Genomic DNA, 18,798 nt, shown 5'->3' with positions numbered 1-18,798 from the left:
CGACCCGATGATGAGTCGCACTTTTATAGAAATGTTATTGTCGTAGACTTGTCTTAAATTGGTTCGGAAGCTATGCGGTTTAATTTAAGTTTTTCTTCTTCAACTTTGGGGCGATTGGCCACTTCTTCAAATCTTTCATGGTATTTCTCGTGGTTTGTATTAAAAATTCTATCCCACCAGTTGAAATAAAGACCGTAGTTGCAGTTAAAATGTTTATGGTGCATATTATGATGGGTACTTGTATTGAGCCACTTAAAGAAGGGGTGCGTTGTAAACCCGGAAGGAAATAATTCATAAGCCAGATGTCCCAACACATTCATCCCGGTCATAAATAAAATGAAACTTAAAATGGCAATAGGATGCAAGGGAAGCACAAAAACCATGATCGGTATAATGCCCGCTTCGATAACAGCTTCATACGGATGAAAAGAAAAGGAAGCCCAGGGAGAAGGATTGGTTGATTTGTGATGTACAAGATGTACTTTTTTATAAAGAAGCTTCGTATGCATAAGCCTGTGACCGAAATAAAAATACATATCATGAACCAGGATCAATACTACCGTACTGAAAATTAAATAAGGAATACCGTATTGGGAAATATCCAAATACATAAGAGTATAACCATTGATTCTGGCGTAGTAGATTCCGACAGCAGAAAGAGCGAATATTAAAAAAGTTAAGAAAGAATAACGTACTTCGAAAAGAATCTTTTTCATTTCGGGTTTTTGTTGTTGGATAAGTCTGTGCTGTAGTTTTTTTCCCAGCAATTTCCAAACGATGAAACTGGCAAGTCCTGCAAATAGAACGTAACGTAACGACATTAACAAATAAGCGGTAAAGTATACTTTTACAGTACCAAAGTTTTCGGGAAGGGGCATAGATTTTTCTCCTATTTATAGTTTGACTAATTTTTACAATACTTCAATAAACAATGTATCATAGTTTTTAATCCTATTCTACCGGATTTTGAATAAAGGTTCTAGATTTCAAAATCAGCAAGGTTTTTTTTAGTTTTCCCTTTGCTTTTTAATTCGATATATTGAAGAAAAAAATTTAAATATAAGGTAAGTAATATATAAATAAAATAAAATACTTCTTTTATCCATGAATGAATACTATAATTTATCATCTATCTTGAACTTTTTTTCTTGCAAAAAACAGCTATTTTTAGACTAGTGGTCAAAACAACATACAAAAGAATAACGCAGGTTATTCATCGACTTTCGGTTTTACCCGAATGCTATCATGTCAGTAGCCAGATTGTCTCTGGTGGCATTTGTAAGATGACAATACTTTAATACCTGATGAACTAGAGTCTTTCTACAAAGACTGTACCTGCTACTTTTCAAGGGAAGGTGTTTATATGAACGTAAAGTACCAGGACTACGGAGATAATCCGATAGAAAAGAGAGAAACAGATCATTATAAAAAAGAGTATGTACAAACTTTTGTTGAGAAATGGGACGAACTTATAGATTGGGATGCAAGAGCAGCCAGTGAAGGACAATTCTTTATTGATGAATTAAAGAAACGAGGTAAAGAAAAGATTCTGGATGTTGCGACAGGAACGGGATTTCATTCTATACGCCTCTTAGAAGCCGGTTTTGAGGTAACCAGTGCAGATGGAAGTCCTGTGATGTTGTCTCGCGCTTTTGAAAATGCACGTAAGAGGGGAAAGATTCTTCGAACGGTTCAGGCTGATTGGCGATGGTTAAATCGGGATATACACGGAAAATATGATGCTGTGATCTGTCTCGGAAATTCTTTTACTCATTTATTCGAGGAGAGGGATAGAAGAAAAGCTCTGGCAGAATTTTATGCTGCTTTACGACATGATGGTGTGCTTATTCTGGATCAAAGAAACTACGATATGATAGTCGATAAAGGTTTTTCCTCCAAACATACCTATTACTATGCCGGGGAAAATGTAAAAGCAGAGCCAGAACATGTGGATGAAGGTCTTGCAAGATTTAAGTATGAATTTCCCGATGGCTCCGTATATAATTTAAACATGTTTCCACTCAGAAAAAACTATACAAGAAAACTTCTACATGAAGTAGGCTTCCAAACCATCAAAACCTATGGAGACTTCCAGGAAACCTATCATCAGGAAGACCCTGATTTCTTTATACATGTAGCTGAAAAAAGATATTCGGATGAATATGACGAGGAGTAAGAATATGGCGAATTCTTATACAGAAGTTGAAAGTACAGCCAGAACCTATTACAATTCCGGTGATGCAGATGCCTTTTATTTCCATGTCTGGGGCGGAGAAGATATTCATGTAGGGATTTATCAGCATTCAGAGGAATCCATATTTTCAGCAAGTAGGAGGACGGTTGAGAAAATGTCATCCTACTTGGAAAATGTAGATCCTACCAAACAGATTCTTGATATAGGTGCCGGCTATGGTGGTTCTGCAAGGTTTTTATCAGAAAAGTTCTCCTGTAAAGTTGATTGTCTGAATATCAGTGAAGAGCAAAATGCAAGAAATCGTAACCTTAATAAGGAAAGAAAACTGGATGGACTGGTAAAGGTAATCGATGGAAGCTTTGAAGAAATTCCATCTGAGGATGCCTGTTATGATATTGTTTGGTCACAGGATGCTATCCTGCATAGTGGAAAGAAAGAAAAAGTTTTTCAAGAGGTATCAAGGGTTTTAAAACCGGGAGCTGAATTTATTTTCACAGATCCCATGCAGTCAAAAGACGCTAAAAAAGAAGAATTAAAACCTGTCTTAGAGCGTATCCATCTGGAGTCTATGGGCTATTTTGAATACTATGAAGACCTCGGACGAAAATATGGTCTATCTTTAATTCAAAAAGTTGATTTAACTGAAAATCTAATCAGACATTATACTCGTATTCTGGAAGAAGTTACAAAGCGTTATGAGGAATTGACAAACGGAATATGCTCTAAGGATTATATGGATAGAATGAAACAAGGTTTAAATGCCTGGATAAAAGCCGGGGAAAGTGGAAACTTAAACTGGGGTATCTTGCATTTTAAAAAAGTATGAAAGACGATTCGGGTGTTGATAAATACGTTTTTTCTGTTTCGGTTTTTCTTATCGGTATATTCGTGCTTTTCGGTCTATTCCTTCCTGAGGATTTGGAAAAATGGGCCGGACTGGCTCTGAATTTTTCTATAGATAAATTTGGATGGTTTTATCTTATCTCGACATTTATTATGTTGATTTTTTGTATATATCTTATTTTTGGACCCTATGCTGAAATTCGGCTCGGTAAAGATGAAGATAGACCTGCTTATTCTTACTTTACCTGGCTTGCCATGCTATTTTCAGCCGGAATGGGCATCGGTCTGGTTTTTTATGGTGTTGCTGAGCCAATGATACACTATGCGAGACCTCCGATGGGAATGGCGGATCCATACACAAATGATGCAGCGAGACTTGCCTTTCGATATTCGTTTTTTCATTGGGGCCTGCACCCCTGGGCTATCTATTCTACTATTGCTCTTGCTATTGCTTTTTTTCAATTTCGCAAAAATGAACCCGGTCTAATCAGTGTTACCCTGAGACCTTTAATGGGTGATAATGTGGATAAAGTTTCCGGTAAATGGATTGATATTATTTCTATCATCGCTACGGCTTTTGGAGTAGCTACTTCTTTGGGCCTTGGTAGTTTGCAAATTCATGCGGGTCTACATTATCTATTTGGTTTGCCGGAAGGAAAATCGATAACCATATTTATAATCATTATTACAACTGTGCTATTTTTAATTTCGGCTATGACCGGGCTTGATAAAGGAATCAAAATATTAAGTAATACTAATTTAACTATTGCAGCACTGCTTTTTTTATTTATTTTTTTTGTTGGTCCTACAAACTTTATTATCGAGCTTTTTACAACCACGGTAGGTTCGTATATTCAAAACTTTATACCCATGAGTTTTCGTATGAATCCTTTCACCGGAGGAAAGTGGTTGGCTGGAAATACTCTTTTCTATTGGGCCTGGTGGATTGCCTGGGCACCTTTTGTAGGAACATTTATCGCAAGGGTTTCTAGGGGAAGAACGATTCGGGAGTTTGTAGTAGGAGTAATGCTGGCTCCTACTTTGCTGGGTTGTTTATGGTTTTCGGCTCTTGGAGGTTCTTCTCTGTTTTATGAAATGTTTCATAATGCCGGAATTGTAAAAGCAGTTTTGCAAAATGAAACAACAGCTATATTTCTTTCTCTGGCTCAGCTTCCGTTGGGTTCTTTTCTGGGATTTATTGCTACTTCCTTAATCATTGTATTTTTTGTTACCTCTGCGGATTCTGCTACATTTGTTTTGGGAATGCTATCTTCTAAGGGAGATATGAATCCCAAAAACTCGGTTAAATTTACCTGGGGAGTTTTGCAGGCCTCTATCGCTATTACCTTATTACTCACGGGTGGTTTAAAGGCTCTAAAAACAGCCGCTATTGTAATTGCCCTACCATTCTCCTTTATCCTATTGGCTATCGTGTTTTCTTTGTTGAAGATTCTAAAGGAAGACTTAGCATCCCGAAAGAATAGAACCTAAATTTTGTGGAAATATTTCATAGAAAATCCTGCATTTGACCGATCTTTGTACCGGGAGAAAGCTACTTGAAGGAAAAACAGATACAGTTTCCGGATAAGATGGGTTTAGATATTCTTGAACCAATCGAAACCTTTAAAACCTTTTTAGAAAAAGAAAAAAACTATTCAAAAAATACGCTAATTGCCTACCAGAGAGACATAAAATTTTTCCTTGAATACTGTCAGGAAAGAAGAATTTCTTTTTTTTCGCCTTCTCCGGAGCAAATCATATCCTATTTTCAGCACCTGGAGAATTCCGGAATGGAGAAAAAAACAAGAAGTCGAAAGTTTTCTTCCTTCAAAGTTTTTTATTCTTATCTGAACCGGGTTTATGGAGAAAATACCTCTATAATTGAGTTTTTATACAAAAATGAAGGCCCCAAAAAAGAATCAGGAAGAAAGGAGAAGAATGACTATCGTTCTTCTTCAGCCTTCTTATTAGAAAAAAGAGACAGGGCCATTTTAGAAATATTGTATTCCAGTGGGATTCGGGTATTTGAGCTGGTGAATGCCCGGCTTGAGGATCTGTCTGAAGATAATAAAATTTTACGTGTTTTCGGAAAAAAGGAGAAAAGTCATTTTATTTCTCTGGGAGAAAATGCCAGAAAGGTGCTTGATGAATATCTTACTCTCAGAAAAGTTGAATACACTGATAGAGAATTTATATTTTTGAATCAGAAAGGCAATAGGCTTACAACAAGGGGCATTCGCTATATTTTGAATGAAAGGAAAAACCTGATGGGTATGGATAAAAAGGTTACCCCTCACAGGTTTCGGAATACTTTCGCCAGGGATTTACTGGATGCAGGAGAGGACATTCGAGAAGTTCAAAAAATGCTCGGACAGTCTACCAGCAACGAGCGGATGTACCACCATGTAAGCAATGAAAGGCTAAAAGAAATTTATAGGAATGCTCATCCACATGCCAGGAAATAATTCAAAAGAAGAAAGACGCATACGTTCTACTACTATACTCTGTGTTCGGAAAAATGGTAAGGTTGCCATTGCAGGTGATGGCCAGGTGTCTATGGGACATACCGTCATGAAACATAGTGCGAAAAAAATTCGCCTTCTCCACGAAGGAAAGATTTTATCCGGGTTTGCAGGTTCTGCTGCTGATGCTTTTACTCTTTTTGAGATTTTTGAGAAAAAGGTAAGTCAATATAATGGGAGTCTTTCTCGTAGTGCGGTTGAAATGGCCAGGGAATGGAGAACAGACAGGATGCTCCGGCGTTTGGAAGCTTTATTAATTGTGGCTGACAGAGAAGAGTCTTTCCTCATTTCCGGAACGGGAGATGTAATTTCACCTGATGATGGAATTTTAGCTATTGGTTCGGGTGGTAACTATGCTTTATCAGCAGCCAGAGCCTTGTATAAACATACCGAATTGGAACCTATGGAAATTGTAAAAGAAGCAATGAACATTGCTGCTGATATATGTATATATACAAATCATAATATATTGATAGAAGAACTGAAATGACAGAATTATTGGAAAATGAAAATAAGCCACTGGCTATAAGTTACGAATTACCAGAACCCGATTTAACTCCGAGACAAATTGTTGAAGAACTGGATCAGCACATCGTAGGACAGAAGAATGCGAAGAAGTCTGTGGCAATTGCAATTCGAAATCGGATACGCAGACGTAAACTGGATTCAAGTCTCAGAGAAGAAATTTATCCAAAAAATATTATCATGATAGGTCCTACCGGTGTAGGAAAGACTGAGATAGCAAGACGATTATCCAAGTTGTATCATGCACCTTTTTTAAAAGTCGAGGCAACTAAATATACCGAGATTGGCTATGTCGGACGAGATGTGGAATCTATGATCCGTGATCTGGCTATGGTTTCTTTAAACCTGGTAAAAGCTGAATTTAGAAAACGAGTGGTAGAAGAAGCAAGAAAGAGAGCAGAAGAAATTATTGTAGATATTTTGATTCCCGATGCACCTGTTTCCAGTCCGGGTAGTTTCGATCCGGAAAATAATACCCTTGATGAAGAAAGAAAGCAGCGTTATTTAGAAACTCGAGACTTAATGAGAAAGAAGCTTCAAAGTGGTAAGCTTGATGAAAGAGAAATCGAAATCGAAATTGAGCCTCAGGGTGCCGGTGGTGGGATGCCGATGTTCCAGGTTTTTGGTGCCGGCAATTTCGAAGATATGGATAATCAACTTCAGAATATGCTCGGTGATCTGATGAACAAGAAGAGCAAGAAGAGAAAACTTCCTATTTCAGAAGCAAGAGAAATTATTGCTGATCAGGAAGCAGAGAAGCTACTGGATCAGGAAAAGATGCAAAGAGAAGCGGTGCGTCGCGCGGAAGAAATGGGAATTATCTTTTTGGATGAGATTGATAAAATTGCCGGTAAAGAATCTCGTTCCGGAGCTGATGTTTCGAGAGAAGGAGTACAGAGAGATCTTCTTCCTATTGTGGAAGGAGCCACTGTCAGTACTCGAATCGGGCCTGTCAGAACAGATCACATTCTTTTTATTGCAGCCGGGGCCTTTCATATTTCCAAGCCTTCTGATATGATTCCTGAACTTCAGGGAAGATTTCCTATACGTGTGGAATTAGATAAGCTTTCTATGGAAGACTTTGTTAATATCTTAAGTACTCCCAGATCTTCTTTGACTAAGCAGTATGAAGCTCTTCTGGCGACAGAAGGAGTTACTCTTGAATTTAAAGATGAGGCTATCCGGGAAATCGCGAGAATTGCTTTTGATGTCAATGAAAAGACGGAGAATATCGGAGCCAGACGTTTAAATACAATTTTAGAAAAACTATTAGAAGATTTAAGCTTTGAAGCACCGGAACTTCCGGAAGATAAAAAGCACCAGGTGATTGATGCAGAGTTTGTATTGAATCGACTCAAAGGAATTGCAGAAGATAGAGATTTAAGCAAGTATATACTTTAAAATGTAAAGGCTCCTGTAAGAGCCTTACTTTCTTTAAAAGGTTCTTCTATATGTAAAATATTAAATGACTTTTTAAAAAGCCGTTTTACATTGTGCGAATGGAACGTAAAATTCCGAATCGTCTGATTCACGAAAAAAGCCCCTACCTTTTACAACATGCCTATAATCCTGTAGACTGGTTTCCCTGGTCGGAGGAAGCTTTTAACTTAGCCCGAGAAAAAGATTGCCTGGTGTTTCTTTCTATAGGTTATGCAACCTGCCATTGGTGTCATGTGATGGAAAAGGAATCTTTTGAAGATAAGAAAACTGCGGATTTTTTGAATGAGCATTTTGTATCTATCAAGGTAGATAGGGAGGAAAGGCCGGATATAGATTCCATTTATATGGATGCCTTGCAGGCGATGGAAGGTCAGGGTGGCTGGCCTTTAAATATGTTTTTGACCCCTGAGAAAATTCCTGTCATTGGAGGAACATATTTTCCTTCAGAACCAAGATATGGTAGAAAGAGCTTTTTAGATGTATTAGGAATTTTGCATGTTACCTGGAAAGAAAAGCGAGGAGATATAATAAAAGCTTCAGAAGAAATGCTTCGATTTCTTCAATCTTCAGTTCGAGAACAACAATCAGAAGAGCTTCCTTCGGAGTCCTGCATTCAGAAAACTTATGAAACTTATAATCATTTTTATGATGAAACTTATTTTGGATTCAAGACGAATGCCAGTAACAAGTTTCCTCCCAGTATGGGACTTTCTTTTTTAATTTCCTATTTTATAAAAACAAAAAATAGTAAAGCTAAGGAGATGGTTGAGAAGACTTTACTGGCTATGAAGAAAGGAGGAATTTATGATCAAGTAGGAGGAGGGCTTTGTCGTTATTCTACTGATAGTATGTGGCTTGTTCCTCATTTTGAAAAAATGTTGTATGACAATGCTCTTTTTATCTCTATATTAGCTGAAACTTATAGGTTAGAAAAAAGAGAAATTTTTAAACAGGCAGCTTTAGATGTAATCAATTATGTAGAACGTGATTTGGTTCTGGATGAGGGTGGAATCGCTTCGGCTGAGGATGCAGATAGCGAAGGAGAAGAGGGGAAGTTTTATCTCTGGGACTTATCTCATTTTCAAGAAATTCTGGGAACTGATGCAGAATTTTTTTCTGCATACTGGCATTTATCAGAAGAAGGTAACTTTGAAGGAAAGAATATACTGAATGAGAATTTTCGAATATATCCTCTTCCGGAGGAAGAAGACTCTTCTTTGTCTGCAAGAAAAGAAAAAGTAAGAAAGAGTTTATTAGAAGAAAGAAATAAACGGATTCGACCACAAAGGGATGACAAGGTTTTAACTTCCTGGAATTGTCTTTATATTCGGGCTTTAATTGAGTCCGGTATGTCCTTTTCTGATGAAAGCCTGATTCAAAAAGCAAAGAATCATTATGAGTTTATTAACACACATCTCTTTAATTCAGAAGGAAGGTTGCTCAGAAGATACAGGGAAGGAGAATCTGCTATCCCGGCTTACCTGGTTGATTATGCTGAACTAGCCTATGTTTCTATTTTACTATATAAGATAAGCTTTAATATTGATTATATGAAACGGGCTGTATTTTTAACAGATGAATCTATTCGTTTATTTTATTCGGGTTTTGGACCTTTCTTTGAAACCGGCTCAGATGCGGAGGTACTTATCAGGCGTAGCATTCAATCCTATGATGGAGTTGAGCCTTCCGGTAATAGCACAATGGCCATGGTATTATTGGAACTCTGTCGCTACGGTCATAAAAAGTATTATGGATACTTAAAAAGTCTCTTTTCCTATTTTAAAGAAGATCTGGAAAAATATGGTATGAGTCATGCCTTTTTATTAAAAGTTTATTTACTATATACCGGTGGTCCTTCCAGAGAAATTATCATTATCGGGGAGAAAGAGAATGAAGAACTGCAAAAAATTTTAAACGTATATTATACTCATTTTGTTCCGGGACTTAGTTTTGCTGTTTCAACTAAAGATGAACTGTCTATAAATTCCGAGTTAATTCCATTATTAAAAGGAAGAGAAACTGAAAAAGATTTTGTGTTGTATATTTGCGAAAATAATTCCTGTAAGCTTCCTATTTTTTCAATGTCTGATGCTTTGCAAGTTTTAAATGCACAGTTTAGCATGGATGAAGGTGTGCATTTATAAAATAAAAGGAGAACAAATAAGATGAGTGTTCTGAAGAGTTTTATTTTCTTAAAAGTTTTGGCTTTATCTATTATAGTTTTAGTTTTTTTATCAGAAGTTCTATGGTTATTTCGAACAGAAAGTTCTCTTTCAATTGTTGGCCATGGAATTCATCTGATTATTCTTATTTGTATATTTCTCTTTTATATCCTTACTTATAATTGGCAAAAGAAGAGGCAGGATAAGCTTGATATTTTATACTACCTTTTGGATAAGTCTTCGAGAGGAGATATGAGTGTTGAGTTGGATATTACTACCTTGAATGAAAAGGAAGAACTGGATAAAATTTTATTGAATTTTTTCAAAATGCTTTCTTTTCAAAAAAGTATGATTACGGTTTTAAAAGATACCTCAAATAAAATGTCGTATACTTATGAACAGGCAAATATTCGAAATAAAGACTATACTCAGAAGGTACAGTCACAGGTAGCTTCTACGGAAGAAATCTCGGCAGCTCTCGATGAAATTAATGAAAATATGGTGCATATATTTGCATCATCCGAAGAAAATTTAAAAGTACTTACAGAATTAATTGATAAAATTCAAAATTTATCAACACAAATTGAAGAAATCAATGATAACACCATTGAAACCATACAGATTTCAGAAGGAATCTCGGTGATGGTAGAGGAAGGAGAACATGCTCTTAGGGATATGAATGCCGGGATTAATAATATTACGGAGAGCTCTAAAAAAATCACCCAGATTGTGACTATTATAAAAGAAATCTCGGACAGAGTTAATTTATTATCGCTGAATGCTTCTATTGAAGCAGCCAGAGCGGGAGAATACGGTAAGGGTTTTGCAGTAGTCGCTCAGGAAGTTTCTAAATTAGCAGATCAAACTGCGAGTAGTATTAAAGAGATCGAGGATAATGTAAAGAAAAATAATCATGATATTTCTTTAAGTCGGCATAGAATTGAAAAAACCAACGAAGTGTTTCAGAAAATTGTAAAACAAATAGAAGGTGTTATCGGTAAGATTTATACCGTATCATCTTTATTGAAAGATCTGGTAAATATTCGGGATGCTTTGCTAGAACAATCGGGGCTTGTGAATGATAAAACAGCAGGTATCAATTATGCTTTACAGGAGCAAAAAGGAGCCCATGAAGATATTTATACTGCTGTTATATATATTTCTGAAACCATTCAACAGGTATCTAAAGATTCTGAAAAAATTTCTCAGGCTATCGTTGATATGGATTTAGCAGTAAAAGATCTGGATGGAATTTCCAATATGCTAAAACATTGATTTACTCTTCCTGGAAAATTTCTACAAAGATAGAACCCAGGGAACCGTAAAAAACGGTAAAGAAAAGCATAATCAGAAAAGTTGAAACATTATATGTATCCTGGTGTAGAATTTTTTGTTCAGCTTCCATACCGAAAATTAAAACCGGCATGGAAAGAGGAATGAGAAGTAAAGGTAAGACTATTTCTTTTAAACGAGTCGCATGGCTCATCTTACTCAACATATTACCAAGAAAAGAAAGGGATAAAGTTCCCGGGGTCAGATAGATAAGCTGATGGAAAATAGATTTGGAACTTAATTGGAAGCTTTGGAAAAATACTGAGAATAAGAAAAGTAAAGCAATTTCTATAACCAGAAGAATAAGCCAGATCACGAATGATTTAACCAGAAATGGATAATGAGATGGAAGGTAAATCTGGTTTATCCAGAAGGCACCACTTTCTCTTTCTTCCCAATTCGACTGACCGATAAACACGAAAGATAGAATAAAAACAATAGACCATTTTAAACCAATGAGACTTTCCTGACTTAAGGGATTTGTCCTTTCGAGGGAGAAGTGAAAAATGAAAATAAGTGAAAGCATAAGAACGAACATGGAAAGGATCCCATTCTTTGCTCTTCCGATTAGCCTGAATTCTTTTAAAATTAGTTCTTTAAGAGCCAAGTGTTAACTCTCCTGACTTCATATAAAATGTTCGATTTGAAATCGATTCAATTAAGTCTACATGATGGGTTACCAGGATAACCGTACTTTCTTTTTTTACTTCTTTTAAAATTTCCACAAGGTGCTGGACGGATTTCCTATCCAGGCCGCTGAATGGCTCGTCTAGAAGGAGTAGTAAAGGCTTGGAGATAAAGGAGCGAATTAGACCGGCTTTTTGTTTCATTCCTCTCGAAAATTCATGAATCGGATCCAGATAGCGTTTTTGTAAGTTAAATTGCTGAAGATAATATTGAATGGTTTCTTCGGGACAGATTATCTTTTGGATACCATTAAAATAGCTCAAATTTTCCTTGAGACTCAAGGAAGAATACAGACCCGGTTCATGTCCGAGATAAGATATGAGTTGTCTTTTGGGGGAGCTTACTTTCCATTGGAACGTGTCGGTATATTTTTTATGGGAAAGAATTAGTTTCAAGAGGCTGGATTTGCCACTACCGTTGTCTCCAACCAGAGATATTAATTCATTCTCATACAGTCGAAAAGAGACATTTTTCAATATCTTCTTAAAGCCTATATGGTAAGATAGATTGTTACAGGAAAGTAGTTCTTGTGGCATTAGAAAATAGGAAAAAAAAAACTGAAAAATTTTTCAATTGGTTTTTTGGAAGAGTGGAAACTATCGGGAAAAAAAATCTTTTAAATCCCGATTCCACAGGGATAAAAGAATGACTTCTGGTTCATTTGAATTAAATAAAATAGGAATATAGGGCCTGACCGGGAAAGGAATTTCAGCAGTTCTCAGGATTTCAGAAATTTCTTTATGAATTTTTCCCGATTTTATTTTGAGTCCTTTGGAGAAAACATTAAGTGTTAGATAAGAAGGATAGTTCTTGCTGGAATTGTTCCATTCTATTTCTATTTTATCTTTCTGAACGTTTAGTCTTGGATTTTGAAAGACTCCGGATTTTTTTGGGATAATATAAAGAGGTGATTTCTCACTTTTCCAGAAGTAGGTTTCTACATTTTCTTTTGTAAAAGATTGATGATTCTGTAGTAATGTTTGCAGTTCCAGTAAAATTTCCCTTCTGATTGGATGGAGATTCAGGATGGAAAGATAGTTATCCAGAATCTTTTTTAGTGTATTGGTTTGAATACATTCTATAGGTTCTAAAAAAACTTTTATGTAAGTGGGTATTTCTATTCTTTGATGAGAAAAAAAGGGTTCTTCCGAGTTGTGGAAATTTTTATATAATTTGGATGGGTTTAAGCCTTCTCTGTACAATAGGGGAGTGAGTGTAATTCTAAGTCGGTTTCGTAAATAGTTCTGAGAATAATTGGTTTCATCTTCGAAAACCTGCCACTTCTCCATTTCTAAAATTTGCCGCATTTCTTCTCTTGGTAATAGCATGAAAGGTCGAAATATATTATTTGAATAAACAGGTAAAGAACGTAAACCTGCTTCTCCGGAACCACGAATTAAATTTATCAAGACTGTTTCCAGATAGTCTTCAATATGATGAGCAGTAAGAATATAACCGGAACACTTTTTAGATAGTTGGTTTAAATGTTTATAGCGTACGAGTCTCCCCGTTTCTTCCAGACTTTTTTTTATTCTTTTTGATAACTTTAGTATATTAGAACTCTTATAAATAAACATAAAATTAGGAAAATTTGCCTTCAGGTAGGTATGAATCTCTTTTACTTCATCACGGGTATCTCGTATATTATGATTTAAATGGAAAAGGATAGGAGGAGGGGATAGATTCGAAATATATAGATAATTATAAAATTCTAATAAAAGGCGGGAGTCTTTTCCGCCGGAATATGCAAGAATAGCAGTATTGCTTGAAATAAATGAGTGATAGGGTTTTAAACTCTCATAGAGCTTTTGAAATAACTGCAATGTTTGGGATGATATATTCATTAATTAATTATTTAAAAAGTTCAGGCCAGAAATCACTGTTTTCTGTAATTTTATTTGGTATTTTAAAAAAATGAGCTCGGAAGTTTATGATAATGTATTTATGTTGAAAAAATAAATCTCCAAATTTTTTCTTCACTGAACTTTCTGATTCTTCCTTGCTCAGCACGAAAAAGTTCCTTTGTCCCACCCGGTATAAAATATCATTGTCTTCCAACTTATTTTTTATTATATCCATTATCTTATCCAGTACTTCTCGTGCACTATCTTCTCCCATAACCGGATAATAAGTTAAAAGATCCTGTATTTGAAACCTTGTAAAGACACAGAAATTACAACCATCATTAAAAGATTTATTTATATCATAGATAATTTGTTGTTTCAGAGATGAAAAAATATTGGAGTACTCATGTATTGAATAAGCTGCTTTGTAACAAAAATAATTTTCAACCAGGTTTTTTATAGGAGTTATATCATAAGTTGAAAGAGTTGCATGGATCGGATTTACAAAAATAAGTGTGGCTAAGTATTTTCCTTCGAGGAAATCAAGTCTGTAGAGTTGGTAGTTCGGTTGCAAGGAAAGGACTTTCCATTTTTGTAAAATTTCACTATTTAGACCTGTAACCAGATTTTCGTGATATTTTTTTTCCTGGAGCTCATTGATTATATACTCATCCTGAACGAGATTTAAACCATATCGATATTGCATTTTTCCATTTAAAAAAATATAGGCCTGAAAACTGCCAGTTAATAAAAAATATCCAAAAATGGTTTTGGATAAGATGAGTTCGTAACTCTTATCGGACTCTAGAGAAGGGAATAGTTCCAGTAAGTTTTGAAATGCCGGATAGTATTCTGAATCTTTGGGAAATTTGTCTATGTATTTCCGGATAATAGAAGAATTTAGTGTATAAATCATTTCTGTCACCAAGCTTTTTTCGACTTTGATAGCCCGAGTTTATTTGTAAAAAACTTTTCTAATTCAATGCAAAGTTTTTTGGGTTGGTCCTGATGTATATTATGGCCGGCATTTTCAATCTCGATATAATATAGATCGGAAAAATGGCTCAAGACTTCTTCTATATTATCTGCTTTTAGATGTGTATTCTTTCCGAAAAGAATGATGACTTTTGCCTGTATATTTTTCCATATTTCTCTTGATAGGTCGGTAGGAAATGGAATTGGATTTGCCAGTTTAAGCATGGGGTCACTTTTCCAGGTATATTTTCCCTCATCCGTTTTCCGGGTAAGATTTTGGGCAATAATACTAATTTTTTCTCCTGCTACATAGGGAAAAGCAGTACTGAGTCGATTGCTTACTTCTTCGATAGAAGACATATAACGCAGTCCCACAGAGCGATTGCCTTTTCTATGCATTTTGGAAAGCCAATCCTGTATCCTTTTTTTCTCATATTCCTTTGGTAAAATTCCAATAAAACCTTCGAGACAGATAAGACCGAGAATTCTTTCAGGAAACAAGCCACTATAACGGGCTGCGATACTCGCTCCCATAGAATGACCGAGAAGATAAAATGGTTCTTTGCAATATTCTTCAGCTATATTATGAACATCTAAAAAAGATTCTGCATAATGATAAATTCCTTCTTTTTTCCAATCAGAATCTCCGTGTCCTCTAAAATCAAAACTGATGAGGTTGAAGTATTCGGACAAAAACTTTTCAATAAAATAAAAGGTTTCTTTGTTATCATTAAATCCATGCAAGAGCAAAAGGCTTGGTTTGGAATCAGATGAATAAACTTTCTTCACACTCAAATTGAAACCATTTGATTGAAATTTAGTATATTCAGGATTCATGAATATCGTGATAGAGTAAAAAAGCTCCTGCCATCGCTGTGCAGGGAGATAGGACAATGCCAATAACGGGAATCATTAAGAAGATAAATTGAGCAGAACCAAGTCCCCACATCTGGGTTCTATGACCTTTTCTTTTTTCACTTCGCTCTTTTAAAGTTTCAGTATCTTTTTCTAACATATATTCAAAACTTCCTTTACCTAAGAAATAACCTTCCCAGAAAATCATGAACACAATTTGAAAAGGACCTAAGAATAAACTAAAAAGTAGACCTAAAATGCTTAAGGGTAAATATTTTAAACTACTCAGGATTCCTAAGAAAGCATTTTTAATATCTTTCGAGAGAGGAATCTCGATGGACTTTCCGAGGTAAATGTTTTCCAGGCGAGTTAGAAGAGGTCCTATGAACGGAATAATCATTAAAGATGCAAGATGAGAATAGAGGATTACATAAATAAAAAATGAAAAGAGCAGGGCGAAAACTTTAGCCAGAATAAGCGTTGTTTTCGTATTTCCGAATTGTAACAAAGAGGGTAGATACGAATTTAGTTTGATGAAGTTTTCTGAGAGGTAAGATGAAAAATACTGATAGGAGAAATATAAAATTCCTGTTCCGATTAGAAAACTCAAAAAAGAAGGTAATAAAACATAAGCCCAGAGCTTGTTTTTATTCAGTGCTTTAAAACCTCGAAAAAAGGAATAGAATCCGGTAGCATATTTTGAAAGAAACATTAGTGAAATATTATCTCCTTAGTAAGTTTTATTGTATGATGATAGGCTTCCGGAGCTTTTTCTGCGAACTCTTTTTCATTTGAAAAAGGAGAGGACAAAATCGTTTTAGAAGCGAGAGTTTTGCTGATACCGGGGATTTCTCGATAACAAAGATCTGTAAGAGAGTTTGGGTTTATGGGATAGGAAAGCCCTTTGATCGATCGTTCTGCATGACCCGTAATTAGAATATTTACAGGTTTATTTTTTAATGGAAGTTCATTTTTCGGAGCCGGTATTTTTACCGTTATTGGATAACTTCCGAGCTGCCTTCCCAGATAATAGCCATTGTTTTTTTGTTCGAGGATTACATTTTCCAGAATAGAACCGGAAGGGTAAGTTATCTTCAGCATGGGCTCGTCAATTTCTTTGCGAATTTTATCTCGATAGTATGCAAAGCGATTTTCTAATATAGTATTTACCTTATTTCCCATACGGGCTGCCTTTGTCTTGTCGTATAAGATCACCTGTCTAATATTAATTCTTCTCAAAAGAAGGCCTTCTTCTAATAGGTCTTTTAGAAACTCGTAATTTTTTTTAAATGTATTTTTATCTTCTCCGGGGAGTCCTCCGATAAAATTTAACCCTGGAAGTAGTTTGGGAATTCCATTTTTTCTTTTTGCACCATATTTATTTACCAACCGGATTGCTAATTTGGCTTCTTCTGGTGAACACTTCAGGTCATTTTTTTGAATAACTAGAGGATCCATGGATTCTAAACCCATTGCTGCCGTATCCCCTTCAGTATTGTATTCACTGATAATATCGAGTATTTCAGCTGACTCTTTGGGGAAGGTGGCGATTAAACCGGGATTTATATTGTCTAAATGTAATAGCTTTAAATTAGGTGCGGTCTCTCGAATTCCCCTATAAAGTTTTAATAAGTTTTCCGGATTGGGCCTCGGAAAAGAATTTGAGAAATCCTGCATATTAGGAAGATAAGTCATGATATCAGCTTGCCTTCCAAGTCGAAAATAGCTGTTTCCCAAATTATATAGTTCTTTAACCTCTTGAAGTATCCCTGCTATATCACGAAAGCTGGGCCTTCCGTAAAAAGCCTCTGTACAAAAGGAGCAGTATATATCTCGAGTACAACCTCTATAAGTTTCTAATTCTAAGATTAAATAAGGATAATTTGGATGTTTTAAAGTGATAAAAGCACCACTTTTTGCATAACGGTTTACATCATCGTAGGTTCTTTTTTGTTTTAGTGGATTGTCTATGAACTTCTCTTTGAATTGTTCCTTTTTAAGGGAAGGATATATTTCTGCATAGTGCTCAATATCGCCTCGTACTAAAATACCTCTTCTCTTCTTTATCTCTTCTTTAATTTCAGAAGAAGCATAGCGAATTGGTCCTCCAATGATACAAACTGCATGTTTGTTTTGTTTATATAAATTTTCTAAAAATTTATATAAGTCTGCTACCGTTCCTATTCTCCCTCCCAAATATTTGCCGGGAACCGTTGAGCCCATGATTAAGAAAATAGATCCATATTCTTCTTCTAATTGGAATGCATTTTCTCGTAATGCATCAACAGAAAGATAATCAATATTTTCTTCCTGTAATCCTCCGCAAACGAGGGCTCCTGCTGTATACCGAACATAGGGAGATATATAAGGTGGAACTCCGAAGCAGGCAGGTTCATCTACATAAAAATCAAGAATAAGAACTTTCAAGTTTATTCCTTTAATAATTCACGGGGAAGCCGAAAACTCATACCATCTTCTCTTGAACCCGGAAAGAAACCTACTTCAGCATCGGGAAAGAAAGAACGAAGCTTATCAATAATTTCATCAATAAGAACCTGGGGAGTAGATGCACCCGCAGTAATTCCAAGAACCGAAATATTCTTAGAAAGTATATCTTCTTTTTTTAAATCATCTGCGGAACTCAAGCGAAAAGAATTTGGTTTATTTTTTTGTGCCAGTTGAACCAGGCGTAAGGAATTGGAGCTATTCGATGCACCAATAACCAGTATAGCATCTATGTGGTCTACCATTTGAACTACGGCTTCCTGCCTCTCGGTTGTAGCATAACAGATATCATCTTTATCCGGTTGCTCGACAAATGGAAATAGTTCAATAATTTTTTTAACTACTTCTTTCGTATCTGCCACAGATAATGTGGTTTGCATTAAGTAGGTCAGAGGTTTCTTTGGATCTATCTTATCTTTAAGCTTTTCTACATCTTCTATGGTTTCAACCAGAAACATATCAGCCTCACCCATTGTTCCTACCGCTTCATCATGCCCTTTATGGCCGATATAGATAATTTGATGGGTATCTTTAATACGTCTGGCTTTTCTGTGAACCCTGTTAACCAGGGGGCAGGTGGCATCTCCAATGCGAAGTTTTTTTTCTTTGGCCATTTTGTGAATTTCAGGTGAAACACCATGAGCACTAAAAATTACTATAGAATTATCCGGAACTTCATTTAACTCATTTACAAAATGGATTCCTTTTTTTTGCATATCTTCAACTACTCTGCGATTATGAACGATTTCTTTACGAACATAAATTGTTTCATCCTGATACATTTCATGGACATTTTCAACATAACTAATTGCATATTTCACTCCCGCACAAAAACCTTTCGGATTAGCAAGATAAACTTTTTTAAGTATACTCATCAGTCCTTCCTTATGTAAACAGCATATTCAATAACATTA

At 35.7% G+C, this 18,798-nt stretch carries 17 protein-coding genes; 8 read left to right on the top strand and 9 right to left on the bottom strand.

From position 1 onward, the window contains the following. Positions 1 to 53: 53 nt before the first annotated feature. Positions 54 to 878 (bottom strand): sterol desaturase family protein, encoded by an 825-nt coding sequence (locus H7A25_12235; protein ID MCP5500668.1) that lies wholly within the window; start codon positions 876 to 878, stop codon positions 54 to 56. A gap of 485 nt (positions 879 to 1,363) precedes the next feature. Between H7A25_12235 and H7A25_12230 the strand changes: the two genes are divergently transcribed. The 8 genes from H7A25_12230 (at position 1,364) to H7A25_12195 (ending at position 10,961) form a co-directional block, all read left to right on the top strand. Continuing rightward, a complete protein-coding gene (locus H7A25_12230) occupies positions 1,364 to 2,176 on the top strand; it encodes a class I SAM-dependent methyltransferase (protein MCP5500667.1) in 813 nt (270 codons plus the stop codon). A 4-nt stretch (positions 2,177 to 2,180) separates the two neighbouring features. After that, complete coding sequence (locus tag H7A25_12225; GenBank protein ID MCP5500666.1) at positions 2,181 to 3,020, top strand: methyltransferase domain-containing protein; 840 nt, start codon at positions 2,181 to 2,183, stop codon at positions 3,018 to 3,020. Further along, positions 3,017 to 4,528, top strand: a complete 1,512-nt coding sequence (locus H7A25_12220) for a BCCT family transporter (protein MCP5500665.1) — start codon at positions 3,017 to 3,019, stop codon at positions 4,526 to 4,528. Before H7A25_12225 ends, H7A25_12220 begins: the two co-directional genes overlap by 4 nt. A 65-nt stretch (positions 4,529 to 4,593) precedes the next feature. Further along, complete coding sequence (locus tag H7A25_12215) at positions 4,594 to 5,502, top strand: tyrosine-type recombinase/integrase (GenBank protein MCP5500664.1); 909 nt, start codon at positions 4,594 to 4,596, stop codon at positions 5,500 to 5,502. Next, positions 5,489 to 6,049: an ATP-dependent protease subunit HslV gene (gene hslV, locus H7A25_12210; protein MCP5500663.1), complete on the top strand. Its 561-nt coding sequence runs from the start codon at positions 5,489 to 5,491 to the stop codon at positions 6,047 to 6,049. Before H7A25_12215 ends, hslV begins: the two co-directional genes overlap by 14 nt. After that, entirely contained in the window at positions 6,046 to 7,485 is a 1,440-nt protein-coding gene (gene hslU, locus H7A25_12205; GenBank protein ID MCP5500662.1) for an ATP-dependent protease ATPase subunit HslU, read from the top strand. The genes hslV and hslU overlap by 4 nt, the downstream gene beginning before the upstream one ends. A 98-nt stretch (positions 7,486 to 7,583) precedes the next feature. Continuing rightward, positions 7,584 to 9,668, top strand: a complete 2,085-nt coding sequence (locus H7A25_12200; GenBank protein ID MCP5500661.1) for a thioredoxin domain-containing protein — start codon at positions 7,584 to 7,586, stop codon at positions 9,666 to 9,668. 21 nt (positions 9,669 to 9,689) lie between these two features. Beyond that, on the top strand, positions 9,690 to 10,961 hold the full coding sequence (locus H7A25_12195; protein ID MCP5500660.1) for a hypothetical protein: 1,272 nt from the start codon (positions 9,690 to 9,692) through the stop codon (positions 10,959 to 10,961). 1 nt (position 10,962) lies between these two features. On the opposite strand, the gene H7A25_12190 is transcribed toward H7A25_12195, so the two are convergent. From H7A25_12190 to ispH, 8 genes are read right to left on the bottom strand one after another with little or no spacing between them, the layout of a single operon-like run. Continuing rightward, positions 10,963 to 11,625 carry a heme exporter protein CcmB gene (locus H7A25_12190; protein ID MCP5500659.1) on the bottom strand — a complete coding sequence of 221 codons (663 nt, stop codon included), beginning with the start codon at positions 11,623 to 11,625 and terminating at the stop codon, positions 10,963 to 10,965. Continuing rightward, entirely contained in the window at positions 11,615 to 12,241 is a 627-nt protein-coding gene (locus H7A25_12185; protein ID MCP5500658.1) for an ABC transporter ATP-binding protein, read from the bottom strand. The genes H7A25_12190 and H7A25_12185 overlap by 11 nt, the downstream gene beginning before the upstream one ends. A 60-nt stretch (positions 12,242 to 12,301) precedes the next feature. Then, complete coding sequence (tilS, locus tag H7A25_12180) at positions 12,302 to 13,549, bottom strand: tRNA lysidine(34) synthetase TilS (GenBank protein MCP5500657.1); 1,248 nt, start codon at positions 13,547 to 13,549, stop codon at positions 12,302 to 12,304. 7 nt (positions 13,550 to 13,556) lie between these two features. Next, positions 13,557 to 14,465: a hypothetical protein gene (locus tag H7A25_12175; protein ID MCP5500656.1), complete on the bottom strand. Its 909-nt coding sequence runs from the start codon at positions 14,463 to 14,465 to the stop codon at positions 13,557 to 13,559. A gap of 5 nt (positions 14,466 to 14,470) precedes the next feature. Then, a complete protein-coding gene (locus H7A25_12170; protein MCP5500655.1) occupies positions 14,471 to 15,361 on the bottom strand; it encodes an alpha/beta hydrolase in 891 nt (296 codons plus the stop codon). Then, positions 15,351 to 16,091: an EI24 domain-containing protein gene (locus H7A25_12165; GenBank protein MCP5500654.1), complete on the bottom strand. Its 741-nt coding sequence runs from the start codon at positions 16,089 to 16,091 to the stop codon at positions 15,351 to 15,353. The genes H7A25_12170 and H7A25_12165 overlap by 11 nt, the downstream gene beginning before the upstream one ends. Next, the gene (locus H7A25_12160) at positions 16,091 to 17,806 is read right to left on the bottom strand and encodes a radical SAM protein (GenBank protein ID MCP5500653.1); all 1,716 of its coding nucleotides are present in this window, start codon (positions 17,804 to 17,806) and stop codon (positions 16,091 to 16,093) included. The genes H7A25_12165 and H7A25_12160 overlap by 1 nt, the downstream gene beginning before the upstream one ends. A gap of 2 nt (positions 17,807 to 17,808) precedes the next feature. Further along, entirely contained in the window at positions 17,809 to 18,753 is a 945-nt protein-coding gene (gene ispH, locus H7A25_12155) for a 4-hydroxy-3-methylbut-2-enyl diphosphate reductase (GenBank protein MCP5500652.1), read from the bottom strand. Positions 18,754 to 18,798 lie beyond the last annotated feature (45 nt).

The sequence above is a fragment of the Leptospiraceae bacterium genome, assembly GCA_024233835.1.
GTDB lineage: Bacteria > Spirochaetota > Leptospiria > Leptospirales > Leptospiraceae > JACKPC01.
The sequence above is the reverse complement of the archived record's forward strand: the minus strand, read 5'-3'. Positions and strand labels throughout refer to the sequence as shown.

Excerpts from the sequence above, each read along its gene's own strand:
- H7A25_12170 (MCP5500655.1), bottom strand. The coding sequence starts at position 15,361 with ATGAATCCTGAATATACTAAATTTCAATCAAATGGTTTCAATTTGAGT.
- H7A25_12185 (MCP5500658.1), bottom strand. The coding sequence starts at position 12,241 with ATGCCACAAGAACTACTTTCCTGTAACAATCTATCTTACCATATAGGC.
- H7A25_12230 (MCP5500667.1), top strand. The coding sequence starts at position 1,364 with ATGAACGTAAAGTACCAGGACTACGGAGATAATCCGATAGAAAAGAGA.
- H7A25_12200 (MCP5500661.1), top strand. The coding sequence starts at position 7,584 with ATGGAACGTAAAATTCCGAATCGTCTGATTCACGAAAAAAGCCCCTAC.
- H7A25_12225 (MCP5500666.1), top strand. The coding sequence starts at position 2,181 with ATGGCGAATTCTTATACAGAAGTTGAAAGTACAGCCAGAACCTATTAC.
- H7A25_12175 (MCP5500656.1), bottom strand. The coding sequence starts at position 14,465 with ATGATTTATACACTAAATTCTTCTATTATCCGGAAATACATAGACAAA.
- H7A25_12165 (MCP5500654.1), bottom strand. The coding sequence starts at position 16,091 with ATGTTTCTTTCAAAATATGCTACCGGATTCTATTCCTTTTTTCGAGGT.
- H7A25_12220 (MCP5500665.1), top strand. The coding sequence starts at position 3,017 with ATGAAAGACGATTCGGGTGTTGATAAATACGTTTTTTCTGTTTCGGTT.
- hslV (MCP5500663.1), top strand. The coding sequence starts at position 5,489 with ATGCCAGGAAATAATTCAAAAGAAGAAAGACGCATACGTTCTACTACT.
- H7A25_12195 (MCP5500660.1), top strand. The coding sequence starts at position 9,690 with ATGAGTGTTCTGAAGAGTTTTATTTTCTTAAAAGTTTTGGCTTTATCT.
- H7A25_12235 (MCP5500668.1), bottom strand. The coding sequence starts at position 878 with ATGCCCCTTCCCGAAAACTTTGGTACTGTAAAAGTATACTTTACCGCT.
- tilS (MCP5500657.1), bottom strand. The coding sequence starts at position 13,549 with ATGAATATATCATCCCAAACATTGCAGTTATTTCAAAAGCTCTATGAG.
- hslU (MCP5500662.1), top strand. The coding sequence starts at position 6,046 with ATGACAGAATTATTGGAAAATGAAAATAAGCCACTGGCTATAAGTTAC.